23 protein-coding genes are annotated in these 24,441 nt (G+C 57.2%); 3 read left to right on the top strand and 20 right to left on the bottom strand.

The window, feature by feature from the left end; all coding sequences use genetic code 11:
* The first annotated feature begins 3 nt into the window (after positions 1-3).
* Positions 4-366 (top strand): hypothetical protein, encoded by a 363-nt coding sequence (locus ACZ1GU_RS02335; RefSeq protein WP_472646520.1) that lies wholly within the window; start codon positions 4-6, stop codon positions 364-366.
* Here the strand turns inward: ACZ1GU_RS02335 and ACZ1GU_RS02340 are convergent.
* From ACZ1GU_RS02340 to ACZ1GU_RS02400, 13 genes are all read right to left on the bottom strand, one after another.
* The gene (locus ACZ1GU_RS02340; RefSeq protein WP_472646521.1) at positions 363-1,235 is read right to left on the bottom strand and encodes an alpha/beta fold hydrolase; all 873 of its coding nucleotides are present in this window, start codon (positions 1,233-1,235) and stop codon (positions 363-365) included. The two genes, ACZ1GU_RS02335 and ACZ1GU_RS02340, sit on opposite strands and share 4 nt — an antisense overlap.
* A 23-nt stretch (positions 1,236-1,258) precedes the next feature.
* Positions 1,259-2,470 (bottom strand): Na+/H+ antiporter NhaA, encoded by a 1,212-nt coding sequence (gene nhaA / locus ACZ1GU_RS02345; RefSeq protein WP_472646522.1) that lies wholly within the window; start codon positions 2,468-2,470, stop codon positions 1,259-1,261.
* Between the two features lie 122 nt (positions 2,471-2,592).
* Complete coding sequence (locus ACZ1GU_RS02350; protein WP_472646523.1) at positions 2,593-3,267, bottom strand: cytochrome b/b6 domain-containing protein; 675 nt, start codon at positions 3,265-3,267, stop codon at positions 2,593-2,595.
* Between the two features lie 33 nt (positions 3,268-3,300).
* A complete protein-coding gene (locus ACZ1GU_RS02355; protein WP_472646524.1) occupies positions 3,301-3,810 on the bottom strand; it encodes a c-type cytochrome in 510 nt (169 codons plus the stop codon).
* Between the two features lie 104 nt (positions 3,811-3,914).
* Positions 3,915-6,080 carry a hypothetical protein gene (locus ACZ1GU_RS02360; RefSeq protein ID WP_472646525.1) on the bottom strand — a complete coding sequence of 722 codons (2,166 nt, stop codon included), beginning with the start codon at positions 6,078-6,080 and terminating at the stop codon, positions 3,915-3,917.
* Positions 6,077-6,649, bottom strand: coding sequence for a hypothetical protein (locus ACZ1GU_RS02365; RefSeq protein ID WP_472646526.1), 573 nt, complete (start codon positions 6,647-6,649; stop codon positions 6,077-6,079). The genes ACZ1GU_RS02360 and ACZ1GU_RS02365 overlap by 4 nt, the downstream gene beginning before the upstream one ends.
* Positions 6,627-8,093: a hypothetical protein gene (locus ACZ1GU_RS02370; protein ID WP_472646527.1), complete on the bottom strand. Its 1,467-nt coding sequence runs from the start codon at positions 8,091-8,093 to the stop codon at positions 6,627-6,629. The genes ACZ1GU_RS02365 and ACZ1GU_RS02370 overlap by 23 nt, the downstream gene beginning before the upstream one ends.
* Positions 8,090-8,365, bottom strand: a complete 276-nt coding sequence (locus ACZ1GU_RS02375) for a hypothetical protein (RefSeq protein ID WP_472646528.1) — start codon at positions 8,363-8,365, stop codon at positions 8,090-8,092. The genes ACZ1GU_RS02370 and ACZ1GU_RS02375 overlap by 4 nt, the downstream gene beginning before the upstream one ends.
* 280 nt (positions 8,366-8,645) lie before the next feature.
* Positions 8,646-8,954: a hypothetical protein gene (locus ACZ1GU_RS02380; protein ID WP_472646529.1), complete on the bottom strand. Its 309-nt coding sequence runs from the start codon at positions 8,952-8,954 to the stop codon at positions 8,646-8,648.
* On the bottom strand, positions 8,951-9,733 hold the full coding sequence (locus ACZ1GU_RS02385) for a hypothetical protein (protein ID WP_472646530.1): 783 nt from the start codon (positions 9,731-9,733) through the stop codon (positions 8,951-8,953). Before ACZ1GU_RS02385 ends, ACZ1GU_RS02380 begins: the two co-directional genes overlap by 4 nt.
* Positions 9,730-12,309, bottom strand: coding sequence for a poly-gamma-glutamate biosynthesis protein PgsC/CapC (locus tag ACZ1GU_RS02390; protein WP_472646531.1), 2,580 nt, complete (start codon positions 12,307-12,309; stop codon positions 9,730-9,732). Before ACZ1GU_RS02390 ends, ACZ1GU_RS02385 begins: the two co-directional genes overlap by 4 nt.
* Positions 12,306-12,728, bottom strand: coding sequence for a response regulator transcription factor (locus tag ACZ1GU_RS02395; protein WP_472646532.1), 423 nt, complete (start codon positions 12,726-12,728; stop codon positions 12,306-12,308). The genes ACZ1GU_RS02390 and ACZ1GU_RS02395 overlap by 4 nt, the downstream gene beginning before the upstream one ends.
* Positions 12,728-15,157 carry a sensor histidine kinase gene (locus tag ACZ1GU_RS02400; RefSeq protein WP_472646533.1) on the bottom strand — a complete coding sequence of 810 codons (2,430 nt, stop codon included), beginning with the start codon at positions 15,155-15,157 and terminating at the stop codon, positions 12,728-12,730. The genes ACZ1GU_RS02395 and ACZ1GU_RS02400 overlap by 1 nt, the downstream gene beginning before the upstream one ends.
* Positions 15,158-15,700: 543 nt before the next feature.
* Between ACZ1GU_RS02400 and ACZ1GU_RS02405 the strand changes: the two genes are divergently transcribed.
* On the top strand, positions 15,701-16,399 hold the full coding sequence (locus tag ACZ1GU_RS02405) for a response regulator (RefSeq protein WP_472648687.1): 699 nt from the start codon (positions 15,701-15,703) through the stop codon (positions 16,397-16,399).
* Positions 16,396-17,340: a hypothetical protein gene (locus ACZ1GU_RS02410; RefSeq protein WP_472646534.1), complete on the top strand. Its 945-nt coding sequence runs from the start codon at positions 16,396-16,398 to the stop codon at positions 17,338-17,340. The genes ACZ1GU_RS02405 and ACZ1GU_RS02410 overlap by 4 nt, the downstream gene beginning before the upstream one ends.
* Positions 17,341-17,636: 296 nt before the next feature.
* Here the strand turns inward: ACZ1GU_RS02410 and ACZ1GU_RS02415 are convergent, their stop codons facing one another.
* The 7 genes from ACZ1GU_RS02415 to ACZ1GU_RS02445 form a co-directional block, all read right to left on the bottom strand.
* Positions 17,637-19,886: a TonB-dependent receptor gene (locus tag ACZ1GU_RS02415; RefSeq protein WP_472648688.1), complete on the bottom strand. Its 2,250-nt coding sequence runs from the start codon at positions 19,884-19,886 to the stop codon at positions 17,637-17,639.
* Entirely contained in the window at positions 19,807-20,169 is a 363-nt protein-coding gene (locus ACZ1GU_RS02420) for a hypothetical protein (protein WP_472646535.1), read from the bottom strand. Before ACZ1GU_RS02420 ends, ACZ1GU_RS02415 begins: the two co-directional genes overlap by 80 nt.
* Complete coding sequence (locus ACZ1GU_RS02425) at positions 20,132-20,680, bottom strand: TonB-dependent receptor plug domain-containing protein (RefSeq protein WP_472646536.1); 549 nt, start codon at positions 20,678-20,680, stop codon at positions 20,132-20,134. Before ACZ1GU_RS02425 ends, ACZ1GU_RS02420 begins: the two co-directional genes overlap by 38 nt.
* A 246-nt stretch (positions 20,681-20,926) precedes the next feature.
* Positions 20,927-21,958, bottom strand: a complete 1,032-nt coding sequence (locus ACZ1GU_RS02430) for a PfkB family carbohydrate kinase (protein WP_472646537.1) — start codon at positions 21,956-21,958, stop codon at positions 20,927-20,929.
* Between the two features lie 30 nt (positions 21,959-21,988).
* On the bottom strand, positions 21,989-22,741 hold the full coding sequence (locus ACZ1GU_RS02435) for an SDR family NAD(P)-dependent oxidoreductase (RefSeq protein ID WP_472646538.1): 753 nt from the start codon (positions 22,739-22,741) through the stop codon (positions 21,989-21,991).
* 31 nt (positions 22,742-22,772) lie between these two features.
* Positions 22,773-24,074, bottom strand: coding sequence for an MFS transporter (locus tag ACZ1GU_RS02440; protein WP_472646539.1), 1,302 nt, complete (start codon positions 24,072-24,074; stop codon positions 22,773-22,775).
* Between the two features lie 3 nt (positions 24,075-24,077).
* Positions 24,078-24,440: a cupin domain-containing protein gene (locus ACZ1GU_RS02445; protein ID WP_472646540.1), complete on the bottom strand. Its 363-nt coding sequence runs from the start codon at positions 24,438-24,440 to the stop codon at positions 24,078-24,080.
* Between the last annotated feature and the right edge of the window lies 1 nt (position 24,441).

Below are 24,441 nucleotides of genomic sequence, written 5' to 3' on the forward strand. Positions count from 1 at the left end.
ATCATGTATCCGTTTTCCAACAATGCTTCTGCCGTTTATCGCCGGATTGATCTTGACGCGCGGATTGAAGCCTCTGGCGGCGAGGAATTGACACGCATTTGCCTGGAGGAAGCAGTAAGCGCGTTGCGTCGCGCCGAACGGATTGCCGATCTTGGCGGCGCCCGCGAACCGCTCTCACGGGCTCACGCAATCGCTCTTTGGCTCTGCCGCGGTGTTGATGAGAAAAATCCCCTGCGCGATGCCTTGATCAAGTTTTATGGCGGGCTCGCAGCAATTATCCGTCGCAACATGGCTCAGCCGAATATCCCGGAAATCGCTCAGGTTCGCGCGGACTTTGACGATTTGCTGCAAGCAGTTAGAGGTTAGTTTGCCATAGCCTCGCCAATAATCCGGGCGGCGTCATCCGGGTCTTCAAGAGGGTGAAAATGCGTGCGGTCGGGCCGATGCATATCGGTCGCGTTTGGCATTGTCTCGGCAAGCTCTGGCCAAGTCGGTGAGGACTTGAAATTTCCCGGGCCGATCTGTTTTGCTCGCACAATGAGAAGCGGAATGTCCAGGGCACCCGCTGCCCTCAAAATATTCTTATTGCTGCGGCTGCTGGCGTAAATGCCAGCTTCGAATTCCGGAGTGCACGCGAGCTGCATGCCTTGTCCGCTTGAAGCAGGGATCAGTCCATGCTCGCAGTAATCGGCGAAAACGCGGCGGTCGAAAAGGCTGTACGGTTCGCGGTCTTCAAACCGATCCATCATCTCTGCAACGGAGGCGAAGTGCCGCTTGCGCTTGATCGCGGGATGTGGGTTCTCAGCAGTGAATAGCGGCGCATCAGGCTCGTAGAACTCCGGCGCAAATATAGTCGGATCGAACAGGACCAACTGACGGAATATGCCAGTGTGATCATACGCAGCCTGGAGCAATGCGTGCGCGCCCATCGAATGACCGACACCGACAGCGTCAGCGACATTCAGATGCTTCAATAATGCGGCGATATCGACCGCGACGGTTGCCCAATTGGCAATCGGCTCCCCCGAGGAGAGTCCGTGCCCGCGAAGATCAAGCGCAATAACCCGATGGTCCGGGAAGTGTTCGATGATGGCATCGAAAACTCGTGCGTGGAATCCAGTTGCATGGGCAAAGACCATAGGCGGCATGGCTTTGCCCGAAGATGCGGGCCAATCCCAGAAGGAGAGGCTCGCCCCGTCGACCTCGATGCTGCTTTGGGTCGGTTTCTTTCGCATGCCGCCGATGTCGGGCAGTCTCGTCAGGAGGCAGCCGTTGCGGGTTCATTCGCAGAGCCGGCAGCTTGCTGAGGCAACGCGGCCTTGAGCATGAAGAACCCGGCCAGCGCGGATACGAGCGAGCCTGAGAGGACCCCGAGCTTAACAGCATCGACCTGCGCAGCGCTGTCTGGGAAAGCGAGATTCCCGATGAACAGGCTCATGGTGAAGCCGATCGCTGCGAGCAAGGAGAGGCCGTGGATTTGCCGCCAGTTGACCTCTTCGGGCAGTTTCGCAAACCCGGCTTTCACCGCAAGAAAAGCGAAACCGAAAATGCCAATCTGCTTTCCGATAAGGAGGCCGAGCGCGATGCCCAAAGGCAGCGGGGCTGCGAGGTCGGCGGGGGAGATACCCACCAGGCTAACGCCAGCGTTGGCAAAACCGAAGATCGGGATGATCAGGAAGGCGACCCATTTGTGCAGCGCGTGCTCCATATGTTCGAGCAAGCGCACTTCCCCGCGTGCGACAAGCGGAACGGTAACAGCCGCTGCAACGCCTGCCAAAGTTGCGTGCACGCCTGACTTCAGAACGAACACCCACATGATCACGGTCAGCAATACGTAAGGGATGGTCGAAGCCACGCGCATCCGATTGACAGCGACTAGGGCTACGAAAGCGAAAGCCGCGCCTACGAGCATATCCGTGTCGAGCTGACCGGAGTAAAACAGTGCGATAATCGCGATTGCACCAATGTCGTCGATCACTGCGACAGCGAGCAGCAGCGCTTTGAGCGCGACTGGCACGCGAGGTCCGAGCAGCGAGAGAATACCCAGCGCGAAGGCGATATCGGTTGCTGCTGGGATCGCCCAGCCTGCCTGATTGGCTGGCTCGCCTGAATTTATGCCGAGGAAGATCAGCGCAGGAATTGCCATGCCGCCAATTGCGGCGACGAGCGGCAGCGATGCTTTGTCCCAGCTCGACAGTTGGCCTTCGATGATCTCGCGCTTCACCTCGAGTCCAATAAGGAAGAAGAACACTGCCATCAGGCCATCATTGATCCACAGCAGCAGTGGCTTGTTGATCGCAAAGTCGCCGAAGGAGAGATTGAGATAGGTCCCTAGCGTCCCGAAATAGCCGCTCGCCAGCGGGCTGTTTGCCACCAGCAGGGCGAGGGCCGCCGCAAAAATCAGAACGATGCCTCCAGCGCTCTCCTGTTTGAGGAAATCGCGCAGGGCTAGGCTTACTTTATCGATCACGGGTCAGACTCTCACATGCAAAAAACGAAACTGGTTTCACATTCAACGAACAAGGGCGCTCGGGTTTCCCGAAAATCGGAGCGAAAGGATCGTATTTCTTCAAGCCACTGAATTTGCTAGTCTTAAGACAGCCATTGTGCGACCATCCCGCTGCCAATTAGGCCTGAGACACCGCCTGAAACGATAGCGCAAAAAAGCAAGGCCAAGATAGACCCGCCCCTATTTCCAGGCTTGGGAGCGTCAACCGGGCGCGACCCGGTAATCATCGGTTCGATCAGCTTTCGTCGGTCAACGAACTGATAATAGAGGACCGCCAACAAATGGAGCGCGATCAGCCCGACCAAAACCCAGAAGAACGTCTCATGCCATTCTGTGAGCATATCCGCCGTAAGCACCCCAACCGTTTCATTGAGCGGTCCGGTTGCACCGTCGAAAGGGTCGCCTGCGAACAGACCCATGACGGCTTGCACGAGCATGGCTGTGAGCAAGGCTAGGACGCTCCAGGCACCTGAGGGGCTGTGCCCGATTGCATCTCTGTTATTGTCGCTACGCCCCAGTAGGTGTGCCATGGCGACGAGAGGAGAGCGGACGAAGTTCCCAAACCGCGCGGTCTCACTTCCGAAAAGACCCCAGAAAATGCGGAACAGGACCAGCGCAAGCAGCACCAAGCCCAGGCGCATATGCCAACCCATCTCGCCGTTTTCAGCCGTCCACCACATGGCGGGAATGAGCAGCACAAAGCCCCAGTGGGTTAGCCGGACTGGCCAATCCCACACCGCGACTTTGTGTCCGCTCATCGGCTCAGTTCCAGCTGAAATAGATGCCTTCGATCAATCCTTGTCGAGGCGGAAATTGTCATGACAAGCTTTGCATGATCCGCCCATCGCTTTGACCGCTTCACCAACGGCTGCGGCATCACCGCTTCCCGCAACAGCTGCCAACGAGGCACTGGTGTCGACCAGTTTTTGCGCGGCGGCGGCAAATTCTTCCGGTTTTTCCCAGATCGTCTCAAGTGCCTCTGTGTCCGCACCAGAGTCAACGCCCGTTCCCTCGGGGAAATAGCCAGAAATTTTCTGCGCATTGGTGTTGATCGAATTGGCGCTCGCTTCAATTACACCAAAGTCGGCTTCGCTCGTTTCAAGTTGTCCGCGAATGGCTTTGAAATCATCACCGATTGACTCGAAATTGGCTTGCCGGGTTTCGATGACCGAGCCTTCTTCCGCTACTGTTTCTCCGCCGTTGGCTTCGTCCGCTGGAGCGTCTGCGCCGCCTCCGCAGGCGACAAGCGCGGTGGCCAATGCGAGGGGTAAAACTGGGCGAGTGTAGCGGGAATTGATCATGCAGCAGCTCCGTAGATTACGAGTAACGCGCTGCCCTGTAACACGATTTTGCTGAACTCGCTTGGGAATCTTTCGTCCCGAAGCCACTGTCTTACAGGCGAGCCTTAGGCAGCCTTGCGGAACGACAGCAGTTTCTCGCGGCGCTTCTTGAGCGATTTCGCCAGCCAACCGCCTTTCTGTCGTGAAGTGATCTCCTTCAATTCGGCCGCTGCCTTTTGCAGAGAAATTTGCTCCGCGATGAGCGCTTTGTAGATTTTGTCAGAGGTTGCCCGGCGGGTCATCGCATCGCTGGGATCGACAAAGCCCTCCGTTGCCGAAATTGCCGTGTCCGCCCAATTGGCAAGCCAGTTGTTCGTTTCAGATGTCGAAGCTTCACCCGAGTCCGACACATCCTGCGCTGCGATTTGCTGCGCAAGTCGCGCTTCGAGCGCATCGAGCTGCGCGCCGGAAATGGTCGGGATTTGCCGGAGCACTGCGCGCGCCGCAGCGACACTTTCACGCACCTCTTTATCGCTGAGAACACCGAACTCCTGAAAGCTGGCGAGCGCACGGTATCCGCGCTCGATCTCGACCGGATCATCGGAGCACAATTGTTGGCACGCCTTCCAAACGGTCTCCCACGCTTGCCAGCGATAGACCCAGTCGAGGCCCGTCCCCTTGATGTTCTGCATTCCCATGATGCGATTGGTTAGGCCGGGCGGGGTGCTGTCAGCCACTAGGCGAACAATCGTTTCACCCTTGGTGTAGACGTCCAGAACGGGCAGCAGTTTGGCCTTGAACGCTGAGCCAAGCAGATCGCGCATTTGGGTGTCGAGCGCGGCGTTATCGCCGCCGCTTGCGACCGCCTCGCGCAACTCGGTGTAAAGACGCATCGTCTCTGCTTTGGAGGCATAATATTCGACAATCGCCGCGCTATTCTCAACGTCAGCCTCTGCAAGCGCGCTGTCCAACTTGCCATCGTGTGCCGCATTGATCGCATCGCCTGCTGAAATCTTGTCTGCTTGTGGTTTCAGCATCGCGGCCAGCAAGCCGTCGAGGCTCTCCTGATCGAGCGTGATACGCTGATGCTTCGCCAGCTTCTCCAAAATGAGGAGCGGATCTTCACCATCCTCAAACAGGGTCAGGTTCGCCGCGTAGGCATCCCATTCTTCATTAATGAAGCCGATCAACCCCTCGACGTTCGATCCGATCAGTACGTGCCGGTCGGCTGCGACGTCGTGCACCAACATGCGCGCAAACACGCGGCTGCGCGGCACGCGGTCGGCGCGGTTGTTGACAACCGTGCTTACGAAGATCTCCGGGTCTTTGGACAGATCATGCTGGTCGAAGCCCATGCGGGTCCAATTGCCCATCGCGCCGAAGCGTTCATTGGCCGACATGCCCATCACGAATTCGAGCGTACGGCCATTGATCGTTGATCGCGGATAGGTCTTGAGCACGCCAAGGTCGGCGACCACGCGGTCAGACATCTCGCGCACGCAATAATCGTGATCCAGGCCGAGTTCATCGCCCATCGCTGTGACCAGAGCGATGTTGTAAGGGTGCTCCTCATAGGGGAAACGGTCGAGCAGGTCCTTGTGAATCAGGCCGGCTTCCTTCCAGCCAACCGTGCGCATTTCGGTCCGACCTTTTGCCGCCCCTTCTTGCAGGATGGGAAGCATTTCCTCTTCGGTGGTCAACAGCTGCGAACCATTCGGGATGAACTCGCACATGACCTCAGGGATATTGCGCCCGGCTGGCCCTTGTATGTCCTCATGGTCGGGATAGGTATTGGTGATCGTGCCGATGTCATCGCGCATCCAGTCCTGTTGGAGGACACGGACATATGCAGGGTTAAGCCCCATGCATTCCCATAGGAAGACACGGGTTTTCAGGCCCTTGGACGTCTTCATCAGGTTGAACTGTTCCCAGATAGTGGCCTTGTCGTATGGGCGGAACAGGAACATCTCGGTCAGCCCGCCAAACGGCGTGCCGATCAGGAACATCGCCTCGCAGCCGGTGGTTTTCGAGACGATTGAAGGGCCGACCGCGTTCATCAAGCCCGCTTTCAATCGCTCCGTGCCAGACTTGCCGCGTGTGCCCCATCCGCCGAGCACGAGCTTAAGAGATTTGCGCAGGCGCCGCGCGTACCAACCGAGGATCACGTGGCGGCCAAAGAACCAAATGCTGGCCAATGCCAGAAAGATCGCCAGCTCTATCAAGCTGTTTTGATACACCGAGGATGCGTAGGCCAGCGCCGTATCGGTGAGTTCGTTGAAGGAGGCGATCATGTCTCGTCCTCCGTCACGAATGTGGCGGCGATTTCAGGATTGGCCGGGTCGCATCCATCATATCCGCGGAAGCTGACTGCGATCCCTTGCGCTCGCAATGAAGCGAGAAATTCATCCGGTTCGCGATTGCGCAGACCAGCAAGCTCAGCGAAATTCCGCGAGATTTTCAGGAAAGCGCGCACGCGTTTCCAAGTGTCTGGCGGCGGCGCAATCTCGGTAATGCCAGCACTGGTGAACAGCTGGATCGAGCGGCCATGGTCAAGCGCCGAGAGCACCTGATCGATCAGCGGCAGGTAATTGCGCCAACCGCCTTCTTTGCTTTCGAACAGTGGTTCGCCCGGCACTTTAGTAGGGGCCAGTTCAGCCATACGCGCGCTAGGGGCCAACATAGTGCCGTGATAATGGCGACCCGTGGTGTGGGCATGGGCTTGGCGTTTGTCTGTCGCGGAATTGCGCCCTTCGAACAGGAAACGCCATAGTCGGCGTTTGATCCACTCGCCGCGCTGAATGCTCGGGCGGCGTCCCGACCGCAGCGAGAGACCAAAGTCATTTTGTGCCAGGACTGCCATAACGCGGCCAGACCTTTTCGCGATTGTCGGGAAGCCACGCCGCCAGCGCCTTTGCAGGGCGAATGTCCGCCTCAAACTGATCGTGCGTTATCTCGCGGAGCGTCGCGGCTATTTCCAGCGCTTCGTGGTCGGAAACCAGCCAAACGCGCTCGTTCGCCTCATCCGCCCAGCGCAGAAATTTAAGTGAAAGCTTGCGGGCTTTGAAGGTCCGGATTGATTCGGCGGTCTGATCAATAACCGGCTCGAATTCCGCTCCACCTTGGCGGCAGCACGCCGCAAGGCCGCAGGCCGCATCAAGCGCGATACGAAGCACGAATTCATCCTCGTCCTGTGACAAGATGTGGTCGAGGTGGCCGGCGAAGTCCCAAGGGGGAATGACTTCGAGGAAGCGCGGCACATCGGCGAAGATCGCAGCGCGCACTTGAGGATCGCTGTCATCGCGCAACGCGGCGATGCGCTCGGCGGCAATGGTCCGAGGCAACACCTTAACCACATCGGCGACAGACTGACGCACCGCACCATTATCATCGTCTGCGAGCGCCTTCAGAATGCCAGGGAAGCTATTGTCTCGGGACAGGTTTGCACTGATGAGACGCACCAAATGCCTGCGCAGGAACAATTCATTGTCCGCCACCTGCGGCTTCTTCTCAGCTATCGGCAGCTTGATGCGAGCGCGGGCAGCAGTGGCGATCGACTGAGGTGAAAGCGCCATCAGCGCATCAAAAGCCGCGCACTGCACCCAAACGTCTTCGCTTTCGTCAAGGCAAACACGGCGCGTGGCGCTGAGCACATCTTCAAACCAATAGCCGAACGGCCAATGGTCGATTTGTGCTGCAATATTGGCAAGACAGCTGTGTGTGGCGAGGCGGACGCGCGCATCACCGCGCCAATGGCGCATCCGGTTGAGCAAGCCGTCCGACAGATCGACGAAAAATGCGGTATCCGACATCATAGGATCGGTTGCTGCCGCGTCGGCGGCAATCAAACCGAGCCGCTCGATGGCATGGGCGAGCGCGCGTTCGCGTTCTCCGACCCGCTTCTGAAACCGCTCGACTATCGCATCAGCGTCAAACCATGCATCGAACGCCTTTCGGTCGCTTTGCAATTGTTTGCGATCAGCACCTAGCGCGCGCGCAAAGTCTAGAATGGCGGCTCGCTGTTCGGCTTGATCGACCGCGTTTGCATAGCGTGTTTGGAATTGCTGCTCGGCGACCGTAAGGCTCGCGATCAAATCGGCCTGATCGACGCAGAATTGCGCTAGGGTTTCCGCATGGCTGCGAGCGCTTGCGACCTGACCATGCGTATCAAGCGCGGCGAGGATTTCGGCGTGAATGTCCTCGAATACGGGCAGCATTTTGGGCGCCAAACCTTGTGCAAGACGCTCCGCAAGAGGGCGTTCGAGCGGCACTGCGACGCCGGTGTCGATCTTTGCGAGAACGCTCATGCTGCATTCTCCATCAGGCAAGCCGCGAATTTTGCACGCAAGTCGTGATCGCTAATCAATTTTGCGCGTAGATGGGCTGCTATTTCGATATGGGCAAATCCATCGAAGCCCGCGTGGTTCAGCAATTGACCTTGCGCATTGGTGAGGGCGCCAAGTTCATCAGTGTCTCCGGGATAAAGGAGAACAGGTGTGGGCGCGAAAGCAAGACTGAGGCAATCAGTGAGGTCGAGCAGTTTCGCACTGGGATTTTCCGTCCCGTTGCTGACGATCATACCTGCTTCTTGCGCCTCTAGCGTTTTGCGCCGCTCACGATCGAAGCCGTGTAATTGCACCACCAGTCCAGTCGGCTGCGCTTCGGCAAAGGCCAGGGTGAACGCGCTAAACAGATGGTCTCTCTCGCGAGCCAGATCGATCCCGTGCTCGCATTGCGGGGTGGGCCGGCGCGGCGCCGAATTCCACGCGGCTGCGTGCGCAGCAGTCTCTTCGAAAAGCGCAGCGGCAAGCTGGCCGGTATACCGGTCTGAGCCCCGGTGAGGCGCTGTGATTGCAAGCTTATTGGAAGCGCCCTTGCGCAGCCAATAGACACCGCGTCCCGAACAATGACCGGTACGTTTCTCTCAGCAGAACGGTGTGCTGCGAACCGTCAATCGGGCTGGAGGTGAAGCCAATTTGCTCCAGCGCACCAAGCCTGTTCGAAGGATCTCGCATAATTGCTTCAAACGCGCTTTTGCCAACGGAAAATTCCTCGCTTGATGGCAAGGCGATCTGCTCTGTCTCCCCGAACCGGGGGAACAGCTGCGAAGCACCAGCCAAGACGACCGCAGCAGCCCCGCCGACCAATATGGGCCTGGCGCGCGTCATTGAGTTTCACCCGCTTCTTCGGCGAGAACGTCTTCTCGCAAGGCCTCGTAAAGCACAAGCATTGTGAAATCGCGCCCATCAAGGCCGAGAGGCCCAACCGCGCGCCAATGATTGCGGCCCAGCTCACTCTTTTCTTGCAGCGTCAACATGTCTGCGGGAAATGCATTTGCTGCCGACATCCGCATCTTCGCGTCTTCGCTCAGACGGCGATAGGCGGCCAGAGACTGATTGCCCAAATACACTCGCTGCTCGAAAACCCGAACATCAACACCGACTATCCCGCGGTCAATGTCAAAGACCTCCAGCTCAAGCCTTGAGGCGGGCGACGGGCTTTCGATCAACAATTGATCCTGCTCTGCTACCAATTCGGGCCGGGTGCGGAAGAACCGAAAAACCTGACCTGAAGAGAACACTTCATCGGGCGAGTCTGCTTGCAGATAGGCGTCGTGAACTGAAAGAACGTTCCCGCCAGCGTCACGCCACCTCACCCGAATGCCATAGACAAAGCCTTGTTCGCGCCCGCGAACCTCCTCGCGCACGGATGGATGGACGAGCACCTTTGCTTTGGTGACCGGTTGAGAGAAAACGAACGTCATCCCTTTGTTCCCAGGGATCCGATAGGCGATTGACCGCTTTGAAATGCGGGCATCGCGCGCGGTGATATCGCGAACGTCGGTCAGATAGGAGGCGAGCGGAATGGCATACTCGCGTCCGGCCCAACCAGAAGCGAGCGCAAGCAAAGCGAACATTGCGGTTTTGACCATGAATGAGAGGCTCATTTGGCAGCCTCCGTCTCGGCAGCAGCCTGTTCACCGAGCCCTTCGAACATCAGCCAGCCAAAGGCATAGCGCCGCTCACCCATGCCATCGAGAAAGCGCATGGACATGCCCGGGCGAGCTTCCATTCCGGCTTGCTCATACGAATTGGTCACAGTCTCGGCCCGCAATCCCGCCTGACGGAGTGAGGAGATCAGTTCGCCAAATTCCTCCCGTTCAGGCCCGATACGATCTTTCGCGACCAACACGTCGACGCCATCGCGATATCCCTTCGCTTCGCGCGGTCGCGCTCTCAGTTGGAAGATGACCGGATTGTCGAGTCCCCTTTGACTTCGCACCCATTCCTGCCAAGTGACATCAAAGATTGTGTTAGGGTCGCGCAAAAAGCTGTCACTGCGCGTGGCCACGAACAAGCCATTGGATCCCCATTTGCCGTGGACTGCTGCACCAATTTTCGCCGGCAGCGCACCGCGCGCATTTTCGAACGTCAGAACGGTTTTTTGCGGCGCTTCGCCTTCGACCAGGAATATGTTGCCCTCGTCGCGCTGCGACGAAGAAAGGCTCCAATGCGCCTTTGAACCGAAGCGACACCGGCGCACCTCCATCCCCGCGAGCTGGGCAGATGCGCCGGCGGTGTATGGCACGTCTGCGGCGCGAACGCCTTCGACAAATGGCGCTGCGATTTCGAACCGGGCAAATGCCAGTTGCCGCAGACTATCCCAGCGACCTGTGCGTTCAGAGTGGCGCGCCAAACCGCATGCGCCAGGGCTGATCAATCCAGAAAAGCGTGCAGTACGATTGGCGATTTGCTTGATGGAATTGGCACTCAATGCGAGCTTAGCCGTCGCTCCGCGCCCGCTTATCACTTCATTTGAAAGGCTTACCGAAAGGTCGGAAACGAGTTCGCGCAGCAATCGAACATCAATCGCAGACGCAGCTGTTCCCGATGCAGCCAGGCCGGAATTCGTGTCCCGAGCCGCCGCCGAGACAATGACGTGAGCTGTCTCGGTCGCGTTGATGAAGGTGTCAGCCACATCATCTTCGGCAACGCGTGAGTCGGGCTTGGGCGAACCGAAGACCAGCCATCGAGCTCTCTGATTCTGGTGAATGGCAAGTGCGGCGTTGGCAAGACCGGGAAGCACTGTGGGATCGGGCAGGATAACGGCTTCATCGCGCGTGGCGCTTGGGTCGAAAACGAGCAGCTCGGCGCCTTTGTCATCATCGCGAATGATCGCAAGACGACCCTGCTCGATCTGCCGCACGCGCCAGCCATTGGCTTGTTGGTCAAAGCCTTGAACAGCGGAAGGCACGCCTTCTTCCAACAGCTCAACAAGGCGCGCCAAGGCCGTGCGGCTTTCCGCTGACATTGATTGTTCGGTGCCGCGCATCTTGCGGACATGAGCATCGCCCACTGCGTCGACGATCAGGCCATTTAGCTGCGGTGTATTTTTCGACGCTGAATTGTCCGATTGAGCATTGCTGGCGTTCCAAGGCGCTCTTGCGGTCGCCGCGGACAGGCTAAAGCCGACAAAGTTGCCCAGAACCGCACCGGCCAGACTGACCTGCAAAGTTGAACGGGCGACGCGTGGGAAAATGTCTTTATCGTGCGCCTTGATAGCGATTAGCGTCGAAAGCAAATAGCCAAAGCCGAAGAAATCAGTCGTCTTTACATCCACCCCCTGCCAGATGATGAACCACCCTAGGGCCATCTTCCAGGCAAAGCTGATATTGAAAAAGAGCAGCAATTTGCGCCCGCCTTCGAGCGTGACGTTGGCCATGAATGGCAATTTCAGGATGAGGCGCGCCGCGCAGTAAATGATGATCGCTTCACCGAAAGAGGTGAGGATCTTGGTCGGCTGATACCATTGCAAAGCGATCAATGCCGGGATTAAAATCCCAGAGAAATCCCAACCGTATTTGACGTTGTAATGGCTCGCGATCAGCGCCGTCAGCGTTAGGATAATATAGGCTTTGGGGCTGGCGAGGATTGAGCTTGATAGCCCTTCATAAAGGTGGTGGACCCCAGACATTCTGAAATTGGTGAGCTCCATCAGACCAAACCGGATGATCAGATATGTGAGGCCAATCGTGACGGCTGCCATCACGATCCCTCGGCCCAGACCAGGCTTCCAAAACTGGTTTGCCATTAGGGAAATGACCACCAATCCAAAGCTCTGCAAATTGCTTTCCCAGTCGATCCGGCGATCAAAATTGTCTTCGAGCCAGACCGAAAACTCGGGCAATAAATAGCCGTCGAATGCGAGCCGCACTGCGATGCTTGCCAAGATCAATCCCATGAACCGGTCGCGTCCGAACAGGCTGGGAAAGCGCCCTGGTGCGAGCTTTTCCGAGAACAGGTAGACAATCAGATAGGCCAGCACCGCCTCTACACTGATGACCAATGCGGCAAATGGCTTCACGATCAGTAATGGCACGAGATAGCCCGGCACAACCAATCCCGACAGCACCCAGCCAAATCGCAAATTGAAGAAGCACATTACGAACACGCCGATCCACACCGTCGTGATGATCGAGCCTGCCAGGCCTTCCGGGAATATGGTGAGCGGGAGAAAGGTCACGGATGTGAGCTCTGCCCCGCTGCATTTGTGGCTGGAGTTGCCATCGTGCTTGCGCCCTTGGCCAAGGCACGGGATGCGCGAGCGACCAGCTCATCCGGCTCGACCGGCTTGCGCGCGATGTCAACGACGCCCAATGCGCGATGCTGGTCAGTCAGTTCTTCGTTGATCGCCGATGACACGATCATCACTGGCGGGCGGGCGTCACCCTTTTCGGCGAGTAGTCGCAGAAACTTTATCCCGTCGATCTTGGGCATGACAAGGTCGAGCAGGATCAAGTCAAAATGTTCAGAATTGACCAAATCCAGCCCTGCTGCACCATCTTCGGCGGTGGCCACTTGATGCCCATCAAGCTCGAGCGTGAGCTGGAGTAGCCCGGCCAGAATGGGGTCATCGTCGATTATGAGAATGCGGGAGCCCATCAGCCAATCCCCCTAAGATCAATGTTGAAGCCAAATCCATTCGCCTCGCTACCCCAGTAGGAGACGCTCGCCGACCAGCGCGTAACTTTGGACATGCCTTCTCCGATCACGCGATATTCGCCGACGGCGCCTTCTTCGTAATTGGCGATCAGCCAGAGCAAGCGATCGAATCCGATCCCAAACCCGCCAGAAATGCGGATCAAGGTGCGCCCCTGAAGCTCTTGCAGTTTGAGCGAAACCTCGCCGCCATGAGGCGTGTCAGCAATCACCACGCGCAGCATTGCGACGAGCATTTCGGTAAGCGCGACGGGTTCGGCGAGGGTGAAGCCGCTCACCCCAGGATGCTCGGCGGCTATGGAAACGCCCAATTCTTCAGCCAGCCCTGAAGCGCGGGCAACCGCGTCCTTGACCACTGCCGTCGCATCGACAGGGTAGCACGCTTCGGCAAGGTCGCTTGAGTCGGAGCGGACGAGGCTGGCAACTTCATCAAGTCGGCCCGTTGCTCGGCGAGCTGTTTCGCCTATCCGGTCGACAACTCCGCGCAGTTGATCGTCACCCAACCTTGGATTGTTTGCCAATTGAGCGCCGAGCAGGATTGCCTCGAAGTCATTGCGCAGTTGCAGGTCGATGAACTTGGCAACGGCCTTTCGCAGGTCGGCAGCGCGATTGGCGTCAGCCATATCAATTGCCTCTAGGACAAGCACACGGTCTGCACCGTTGGCGTTGCGAGCCGGAGCTGCCACTCGCAACATGCGCTCGTTTTTGCGCTCCTGATCTCCCAAGTCGCGCATCGGCAGCCGCATCTCGGAGCCGTTGAGCATCAAATCTTCGATCAATGCTTGAACGCGGTTCGGTCCAAGGTGCGTTAGCGCGAGCAAAACATCCGAAAGCGATGTGTCATATAGGTTCAATCCAGCTTCGTCATAGATCGCGTGCATCGCTTCGTTTGCATGCAGAGGTGAACCGATTAGGTGAAAAATGACAACCGCTGTATCGATCGTGTCAAACCCGCGGCGAACTTGCTCAGATTCGTTGGCGACTAGTGAAATGGCGCTCGCGACACGATCATCGATAGGCTGATTGCGATTTTCATGGCTCCCGCGCGCGTTGAGATCGCTGCGCCAGCGGAACAGTTCACGAAAACTCGTAGCAATCGCGCGGACCAGATGTGCTGACTTACCCGGTGTGGCTGTCGTAGGGCGAGTGTGCAGCCAATACATTTGCTGATTGCCAGCGCCTACCCAGCCAATGCGCGCTTCGCCTGGCCAATTCGGCACTATTTCGGAGGCATCACGAACGCCAAAGCTATCGCGAACATCCTTGAGTAAGGTCTGCAGGCGCTTTGGCTCGATTTGAATGTCGTCAATTGTCGCATTGTTCGCTGCGACAGCTTCGATTTCACCACCGGCGTTCATCTCCACCAGCAGGCTTTTTTCGACCCCCGCATACTCAGCTGCTGAGCCGAGGAATTGCGGCAATCTAGCGCCTTCGCGCAAAGGAGAGCGGTTGAAAGAGGTCTGGACGGCGCGTGATGCCGTGCGCTCCAATCGACGGTCTTGCGAAGTTTCGCGTTCGATCACTCGTTGAAACGTGATGATCCACGGCGCCAGCAAGAGCGCCGAGACGGGGAGGAGTTTCCCTGTGAATAGCAAAACGGCCCAGCAGGCCGATAGGATCAACAGGCTGAAACTTAGCGGGATTATGATCGCAAGCCGCTTTGGATCGGTTTCCCTGTACAGCAACGCGAGGATCGCACCCAAGGCAATGAGCAAGACCCACACTTCCCAGGCCTTGGCCTTGTAGCTGAATTGTCCCGAGCGAAGCGCGTTGACAGCATGCGCCCTGAACATCGCTTCGCTGGTGGTCTGTTGGTGCGGGTTAAGCGGCGTCGTCAGGCTGGCCTGCATGGCTTCCGGGCGAACCACCATCGCAACCAAGCCCTCTAGCTCGCCGGCGCGAAATTGCTGATCAAGCAATTGACTGGCTCTGAGGACTGGAATGCTCTGGCGGCGAGACATCGGGATCAAGAATTCGCCGTCTTTTGGGTAAACATCGGCCAAGGCGGCGTCGAAGACGGGTATCGGTGTTGCATCTGCGGCCAAGGCTGCGGACTGGCTCCGATTGATCCCGTATTCCGGGCCAGCGATCCATCTCGCTGCCAGAATTGCCTCGCTGCCCGAGGGTGGCTCGTTTTTGAATGTCCAGCGCTGGTTCGCCGGTAAAGCCTGGACCGGAAGGCCCACTACAATCGGAATGGCTGACTTGGCTGGCAGTGGGCGCGTTCCGTCCAGATAACCAATCCGCTCGGCGCCCATTTGGGCCAAAGCGTTGTCGAGCCGCTGAAACTTGGTCTCTTCACCCGCCTCAAACGCAGCGTCGCGCTCAATCAGCACAACGGTGGGTGCATTCGCGGATTGATTGACGGTCACCTCATCAAAAAAGCGGTACCGTCGCTTTGGGCGAAAACTCCGAGCGCATGAGCGATCGCCAAAGTGGCCACGATCAATAGCGGTCCAAGCCAATGGGCTAGCAACTCGCGGCGCACCGCTCTCGTGCGGGCGCTTGTACGCGTGCGAGCGCGCGCGGGTGCTGCATCAGCCGGCCTAGTTTCTGTGAGCGCAGTCACGACGTTCTTGGGTTTGGTACGGAGCGCTTTGGCTGGCTGTCGCTGATGATCACGGAAAACCGTGTCTTCATTTGCCGAAGCCAAATTCTTAATTGCACGCCGATCTTTCCCGACCCCCTGTTTTGCCGAAACTGGCAAAAGACCTAGGTAATTAACCCTAATTATCGGTTAAGAATTGCGGGCTTGCAGAGCGCTTTCACACGATTGTTAATGCCATGCCACCGCGCTCTAAGGGCATGTCGTTAGCTTGGAATTAATCATATTCTCACATAGCGGCGCGGTGAAAGAGGCACCAAACACCCAATTCGAAGCAGCCATTACCGGAGCGTCAGCTTCCGGACTTCGTGTGTTGCTGGCGGAAGACACGCCCATCAACGCTGAGGCGATGAGGGCGATGGCCGCGCATTTGTCAGTCGAGATGGACGTTGTCTCCAATGGGCTTGATGCCATCGAAATGATCGAAGCGGCGGCGGCGAAAGACCGCCCGTATTCCTTGCTGCTCGTAGACGTCATGATGCCAATTCTGGACGGGATCGAGACGACCAAACGTCTGCGCGAAAGAGGTTTCGCTGCTAGGCAATTGCCAATTGTCGCGGTGACAGCAGCGACGAGTTTCGACGAAATTCGGACTTATAAGGCGTGCGGCATGCAAGCCTTCATAGCCAAGCCAGTGGCGCTTGCGGATCTGCGCGCCACTTTTGATGCCTGGGGCCACGAGAGCCAATCTAAGAGGGGCAAACGCAGCTCGAGGATTGAGCCCGCCCTCATGGACGCGCTGACGCAGCAATTTCTGGACCGCAACAAGCGTACTTTTGTACTCATCGAAGATGCGTTGGCAAGCAAGACGATAAACCCTGACGCTGTCGAAGAAATACGCCACCTGCTCCATCAGATCGCTGGTACCGCCTCGACGTTTGGCGACGCGAAATTGAGCGAAGCTGCCAAGGCTCTCGAAACTTCTTTGATTGAAGCGGAAGCGTGCGACGACGATGTGCGTCCAATTCTGGAAGAAGCGGCCACCATTCTCAAGAAGAGGATCAAATGACGATGTTTTCTCTATCCTCCCTCGTGCCGAAACGGATGAGGTGGCTGGCTCCCACGATCGCGTTGGCTGCCTTTGGTAGTCCGACGCTGGCGCAGGAAGAAACACCAGACCGCCTTCAATTCGATGGCCTGGTGGAGATCCGGGGCGTAGAATCCGACCTTGATTTCGATCAGGGCGAGGGGATCGACAGCTCAGGCGTAGGCGCTCGCGCACGCATTGGCGTCAACTACGACTTAAGTGCCAAAACGACTGTCCGTTCTGAGGCGGAGACGCGCATTTTCGAGTTCCGAGATGACAATCGAGACGGGCTCGAGACCTTCGTTGGCCGCTTGCATGTGACGCATCAGGTCTCCGATAAGATCCAGGTTCGCGCGCATGCCCGCCGTTTCGAGAATATTGCGGTGCTCGAGGCTTTTAGCGCCGATCAAACCAGTCTTGGTGCGCGCCTCCAATGGCAGCGCGGAAATGACCGCGTCCGAGTGACAGGTGAGTATCGCGAGCGCGATTATGACACGACCTTGGCCGGGAACAGCGACGGGTTCAGCGCAAGTGTGCAATACAATCGCCGGCTGGGATCCTACCACTGGGTTCGCTTCGACCTTCGCGCGGATCAGAACAACAGCGCGGATGAACCGCGGCGTAGCTATGATCGCCGTGTGGCCCGCGTCAAATATAGTGTGCCCATTGCTAAACGGCTGCGGTTCCGCCCTTCACTCGAATATCGCGAATGGGACTATGATGCGCGGGTTGCGCGCGGTGACCCGAATGGCGATTTGCGTCGGGACAGCTTTGTAGTACCTGCAGTTGAACTGGCTTGGGGGCGCTCAAACCGGGGATTGTATGCTACTGCCAGCGCGCAATATCGCTTCAAAACATCGAATGATGAGCGGTTCGATGATGATGCGTTCAGAGTCGGCGTCAGAATTGGCTACCGGTTCTGATCAAACCGGGCGTAATTGCAATAACGGGCAGCGGGTATTCAGCTGCCAGCAGCATCATACCGGCACTTCTGCGAGAAAGTCCCAACCAGCACGGCCCTCTTGTGGGTGCTTGCCTGACTTGATTGCTCACGCTCGCCGTTCGCACAACTCACGGGCCTGGCCACATCTCCTGCAAGCGTGCCGCACTCAAACACCGACACGTCAAAATGACAAAAAGCCCGCCGGTTCAGGGAGAGATCCAGAACCGACGGGCCCAGCGTTAGACTACGCGGGACGATTGAACCCGCGCCTGTCCGTCACATCTTCAAAGTAGCGCCAAATGTGATCCTGCGATCTGGCAAACCTTGGAAGCAGAACAGCGCGCCTTCGTTCACACACGATTGCGTGATGTCCGATTTGGTAAGGTTTACGCCCTCGACACCCACCACAAGGTAGTCAGTCACATCATAAGTGACACTCGCATTCAGCTGCCCCCGAGCTTCGGTCACGACCGGGAAGCCAAAGGTACTGTTGAGCGACGCGCCGCCTGCCGTATCGAGCGTACGGAAGGCATCCCGCCAAGTGTAGCGCGCACGTGCCGACAGGCCATACTTCTCGTAGAAAAGCGTGACGTTGTACGAATGCGGCGAGAAGTCGAGCAGACCCTGAACCCTCGTGACCGGCACGAAGTTTGCATCGTCATATATGCCATTGATGGCGTTGAAGACATCCGTACCGCGCGATGCTGAGGTCTGGACTGCCTCGCCCCCTCCAAAGTCCTGGAAGGTGTAGTTGGCGAGAATGCCAAAGCCCGATGCGAAGCCGAGCGTGTCTTCGAACTGCGAGAGGTCATACTGGAAGGCAACCTCAACGCCGGTCTGGGTTGTGCTCGCGCTGTCATTGATGGTCGTAACAACATCAACGCAAATACCATCGCCCGGAATGTTCGAAGAGATATTGCGATCCGCAATCGGGTTGAAGATGCCACCACCTTCACAAGGCGGCGTGATATCACCGAAACCGTTGCCATCGCGGAAAGCTTCTTCAAGCTGTGCGACGAATAGGTTGCTGCGGTCCTTATGGAAGAAGGCTACGCTGAGAAGCGCCGATGGGGCAAAATACCAATCAAGCGATACGTCGTAAGACTGGACCGTTTCCGGTGCGAGATTGGGGTTGCCGACCGCCACCGAAGCCTGCGAACTCGTGCCAAAAACAATCGACGTCGACAGAGTGTTGAAGTCGGGCCGGTTGATGTCTTCGGTGTAGCTCGCCCGAAGAATCAGATCGTCGGTCAAGTTCGCAGCCAAGTTCACCCTTGGCAGCCACTCTCTGTATGCACCTTTGGTCGTAGTCTGCGTCACATCAGCGCCAGTGACGCTGTTACCAATCGACTCAATGACGGTGTCGACATAACGCAATCCTGCATTTCCGCGGACTGGCCCGAATTCGAAGCTCACCTGTCCATAGGCAGCGATCGTCTTCTCGGTGATGTCGTAGAAGCCCAAGGGATTTGGTGTTGGATCACTGATCGTGCGCATTCCGGGCACAGTCAGCAGTGCAGCCTGCAGGATATCCAAGGTGCCTTCTGGATCATTGAAGGCACGGTCAGGATCAGTCAGCAGGAAGTTCGCAAAGAACAACTCGCGTCCATCGCCATCTCCATAATTGTCCGGACCTGGAACAAGAAGATCTGCAAACACTGTTCCACGAGGACTGTCGTCGAGCGCGCTCAGGCCGAGATTGGAGCCAATATCTTGAAACTCACTCGAGCGAACATTGTATCTGACGCCTGCATCGATCGAGGTGATGAATGATGGCAGGCCGTCATCCTCGTAAGACAGATCAAGGCGCACCGCGTCTTCAGAGTTCTTGGTCTCATCCGCCCCGACCCGAATGGCATCAAGCACAACGTTGGCCGGATCGAGCAATTGCTCAACAGTAGGCGCAAAAGGCGAATTAAAGTCGATGCCAAAGGCCAGACCGTCACTCAAATCATAACGGAACGGCACCGCGTTATCGTTGCCGCCCCCGCCATCAAGCGGGGTGTTTGGGTTAATGAAGTTGAGTGTAGTGCTCAGCTCTGGATTGACGGTGTCTGCGCTCGTCGTCGAAGCCTCAAAGCGGATAGACATACCGCCAAGCTGCCACTCGGTTCCAAGCCGGTATAACTGACTTTCCGTGACACGCGCACCAGTATCGCTTGAGAAACGGAGGTTTGGATCGTCGTCGTCGTTTGCAAGGAACGGCTGGATCGTACCAGTGAGAGCCGCCTCAATGCTTCCCAATTCAACGCCATTGAGTGAGCCGAAATTGACGGTTTCGAATGTCTCTGGGACGTTGAAATCGCGAACCGAACTCACGCCTGAGCCTTGGACGCGGGAGCTATCCTGCCGCCGTTCTTGGTCGTTGTAGAAGGCGTCGAAATAGAACTTCAGATTGTCACTTGGTGCCCATTCGAGGGAGCCAGCGAAATTGATGGTCTGAAATTCAAAGTTTTCGAGCTCCTGGTTGAGGAACTGAATGCCAAGGAAGTCGAATGCTTGCGCAGCCGGTACGGGCCGCTGGATCCTGAAGGTTTCCGTTGCGAATGACCTGTGCGTTTACATTCTCAACAAGACCACCGTCGCGATCGACACGTGGTCGGAACGAAGTGGCTTCTTGTTCGGTGTAGCTGCCGGCAAGAACGATGCCGATCTCACCCATTTCGGTTGACCAGTTGTTGCCAAAACTCGCCGCGATCCGCGGTGTGACGCTGTCGGAAAGCTCGCTGTATTCGCCTTGTACGCGAAGTGTCGCAATGCGCTCGGTGAGATCAAGCGGTACGAATGGTGCGCAGATTGATTGTGCCACCCACAGAACCTTCGATCGTATTGGCTTCCGGCGCCTTGATAACCTCCACCGACGCAATAATTGCCGCGTTGACGTCTTCAAAACTAATACCGCCACGGCCACGGCCGGAGGCGACAGTGCCAACGCCGTTGATCTCGGTGCGATTATCGTTGGTGCCGCGGATCTGCACCCCGGTTCCGACGCCTGCGGTCCGCGTAATCTGCACGCCAGGGATATTTTCAAGCACCTCAGCGAGGTTCTGGTCGGGAAGCTTACCGATGTCTTCCGCCTGGATCACTTCGATAAGGCTGTCAGCGTTGCGCTCTTCATTGAGCGCGCTTTGAAGCGCGCCACGGATGCCCGAGACGACAATCACATTGCCATCATCAGCCGGCTCGGCGACTTCTTCCTCAGCATCTTGCGCTAGTGCAGCGCTTGGCAATGCAAGTGCAGTTAGAGCGGCGCCTGCAAGCAGACCTGCGGCCCGATTTCGTCTGCTCGAAGCCCTCCTGGCAATCTCAATATGTCTCATCGTTATCTCCTTCCCAAGTTTTTCTCTTATATTCTGACGCACGCGGGGGCAGCGAAGCACCCTGGATTAACTGCCGAGCAAACCAAGCGACCTCTGATGTGAGGACACGCTTGGATATTCCAGCTGCCGAAGGCGCAAAAGACCGTCCCGTTCACTCCATAATTACCTCTAAGGTAACCGGTATCATTTTCCAGTGAGTAAAATCAATCTTCAGCGAAAAATACTGGCGCCGACCCTTCATGCCGGTCATCTTTGCACGCGGCCTGAGCCGTCACCGGACATGAGTTTCTCGACCTCTGGCACGGTGACGCGGTTGAAGTCGCCCATGATCGTGTGCTTGAGCGCGCTGGCAGCAACCGCGAACTCGAGGCTCTGCTGTCGATCCTCGTAAGCGTTGAGGCCGTAGATCAGCGCCGAGGCAAAGCTGTCGCCGCCGCCGACGCGGTCAACGATATCGGTCAGTTCGTACTTCTTCGACAGCATAAAACCGTCGTCTCTTGTGCGCAGGCAGGCCGACCAGTTGTTGCGGTCCGCGCTCAGGCTTTCGCGCAAAGTGATCGCGATGGTGTGCATGTCGGGATAGATGTCGAGCACCTTCTGGCCGAGTGCCTCATACTTCTTCGTGTCGAGCTCACCGCTTTCAACATCGACATCAACCGATATATCGAGCGACTTCTGGCAGTCTTCCTCGTTCGCAATGCCGACATCGACATATTTCACCAGCTCGCGCATGACCTCGGGCGCGCTCTTGCCGTATTTCCACAGCTTGCCGCGGAAGTTGAAGTCGCAAGAGACAGTCAGCCCTGCTTCCTTCGCCGCCTTCACGCAGGCCATCGACAGGTCCGCTGCCGACTGGCTCAGCGCTGGCGTAATTCCGGTGATGTGCAGCCATTTGGCTCCGGCAAAGATCGCCGGCCAGTCAAACTCGTCCAGCTGCGCATTGCAGATCGAGGAGTTCGCGCGGTCATAGACGACTTTGGAGGGCCGCTGGTTTGAGCCGGTTTCCAGAAAGTAGATACCCACGCGCTCACCCGAGCGGCTGATATGCGCGGTATCGACCCCGAACTTGCGCAGCTCCATAATCGCGTTTTCGCCGATGTCGTTATCCGGAAGCGCGGTCACAAAGCCTGCATCCAGCCCGTAATTGCTGAGCGCAACTGCGACATTGGCCTCGCCCCCGCCAAAGGTCGCCTCAAACGAAGGCGACTGGAAAAAGCGCTCATGCCCAGGCGTCTTCAGCCGCAACATGATCTCACCAAACGAAAGAAACTGGGTCACTGAGAAAGAATCTCCGAAAAGCTGTTGGCCCTATGAAAAGGCGAGGCCGCCATTGATGTCGATATTGGTTCCGGTAAGGTACGAAGCTTCATCTGACGCTAGAAAGGCAACCAGATCGGCGGTCTCTTCGGCGCGACCCTGACGCTTCAGTGCCGTGGCATTCGCGACATTTTCGCGCGCTGCATCCGGCGTGAAGGTGTCATGAAACGTGGTGGCGATCATCCCAGGGCACAATGCGTTGACGCGGATACCCTTAGGTCCCAATTCCTTTGCAAGGCCCCGCGTCATCGTCATCACCGCGCCCTTTGACGTTGCATAGGCGATTGCTCCGCCACCGCCGCCATCGCGGCCTGCGAGAGAAGCAAGGTTCACGATCGCAGAACCTTCTCCCATGAACGGCACTGCCGCTTTGCAGGCAAGAAAGGTCGACGTGGCGTTAAGCTGCATGACAAAGTTGAAGAACTCTTCATCCATCTCAAGCAGTGTCTTGCGCGCGACAAGGCCGCCCGCATTATTGACGAGGACGTGAATTTCGTCCCCGAATGCTTCGCGGGTTGACGCAACAAGAGCCTCGACTTCGGCAGGTTTGGTCACGTCTGCTTTGACCTTGATCGCTTTGCCGCCCGCTGCCTCGACTGCCGCAACGGTGGCATCGGCATCGCTTTCGTTGCTGTTGTAATTCACAACAACGCTCGCGCCCTCACTGCCGAGCTTCACGCACACGGCCCGTCCGATGTCTCGGCTGCCGCCGGTTACGACCGCTACCTTACCTGCAAATTTCATACTTTAGTCCCCTCTAGGAATGCGATTGGCCTCAGGCCGATTTCGGTCTCAACGGCTTGATCTCGCCACAAAGCAGCCAGACGCTTGCGATGGCTGTCAGCGCCAAAGCGGCACCAAGCACGAAGACCGAATAGTAATTCGCGCCCATCGTCATGATTGGAACGAGATAAGTGAGGGCCGCCGCGCTCAGCTTTGCTGCCATTCCGGCAATCCCGGACAAAGTCCCTACGGTCCCTTTGCCGAACAAATCACTTGGCAAAGTCTGCACGTTACCAATCGCGGTTTGAAAGCCGAACAGGATGGTGAACATCAGCCACAGAGCGGTCCATGGCGTTGTTGCAGCCGACAATGCGATGAGGGCGGGCAGCATGATAATGCAACCAAGGGTGATCGTGAGCTTGCGCGTCGCGTTAACGCTCCACCCCGCCTTCAAACGGTTTTGCGCCAGCAGTCCGCCGAACCATGCGCCAAACATCGCGCCAACAAACGGCAGCCAGCCGGACGCAGCCACATCCTTTACATTGAAGTTGTGAACTTCGACCAGATAGGTCGGGATCCAGACGATGAAGAGCCACCAGATCGGATCGATGGCAGCTGATGCAATTATGACGCCCCAGCTTTCCTTGCGTTTCAAGAGCTCTGACGTCGAAGGATTGTAGCCATCGTCATCGTCACTTGCAGCATCGGGAGCCTTCTGCCCCGTGAGGATGTATTCGCGCTCCTCATCGCTCAGCCAGTCATGGGTTTGAGGTGGAGCCTTTACGATGAACCACCAAGGGACAAGCCAGATAAGCCCAACCAGTCCGACAAGGACAAAGATGATTTTCCAGTCCATGAACACGGCCATATAGCCGATGAGGGGGATCGAGATGATGCCGCCGATGGCCGCACCAGAGTTAAAGATGCCCTGCGCAAGGGCGCGCTCTTTAGTCGGAAACCATTCCGCATTTGCCTTGGTTGCGCCAGGCCAGTTTCCGGCCTCGGCCACACCTAGGATCGCGCGAAATATGCTGAAACTCAAAATGCCTTGAGCAAGCGCATGAGCTGCGGTCGCGAGCGACCAAACACCGATGGAAAGCACGAAGCCGAGCCGCGTGCCGATCCAGTCGAAAACCTTGCCAAAAATTGCCTGACCAGCGGCGTAGGCGAAAATGAACACCGTGCTAATGACACCAAGGATGTACTTGTGTCCGTCTGCATCCATATCGGGGAACAGATCGGGTGCGATATTTTCCGGCCAGAGAACGTTGATCGTTTGCCGGTCGATATAGTTTATGATGGTCGCAATTGCGACGAGGCAGACTACCCACCAGCGGAGACCTTGCATCTTCATCGCTCAGTTCCCCTCGCCCAGAAAGTCTTCGCGAAGCGGGCTGAACGTGTCGATTAATACGCCCGTTTCGAGGCAAACAGCGCCATGCTCCACATGTGGCGGGACGTAGAAGCTGTCACCTGCTTGCAGGATCCGCTTTTCGCCATCGATGAAAACCTCAAAACTGCCACTCTCGACATAAGCGCACTGGGTGTGGCGATGCGAATGCACCTGCCCGACAGCCCCTTTTTCAAACCAGACCCGAACGATCATAATTTCAGGGCCGTATCCGAGGATCTGGCGCGAGATACCATCGCCCATATCCTCTTTCTCGATATCCTTTGCCACCACGAAGGGCGCGCTTGAAGCATTTGCCAGCGTTGCCATT

The sequence above is a fragment of the Erythrobacter sp. HA7-11 genome, from assembly GCF_055693605.1.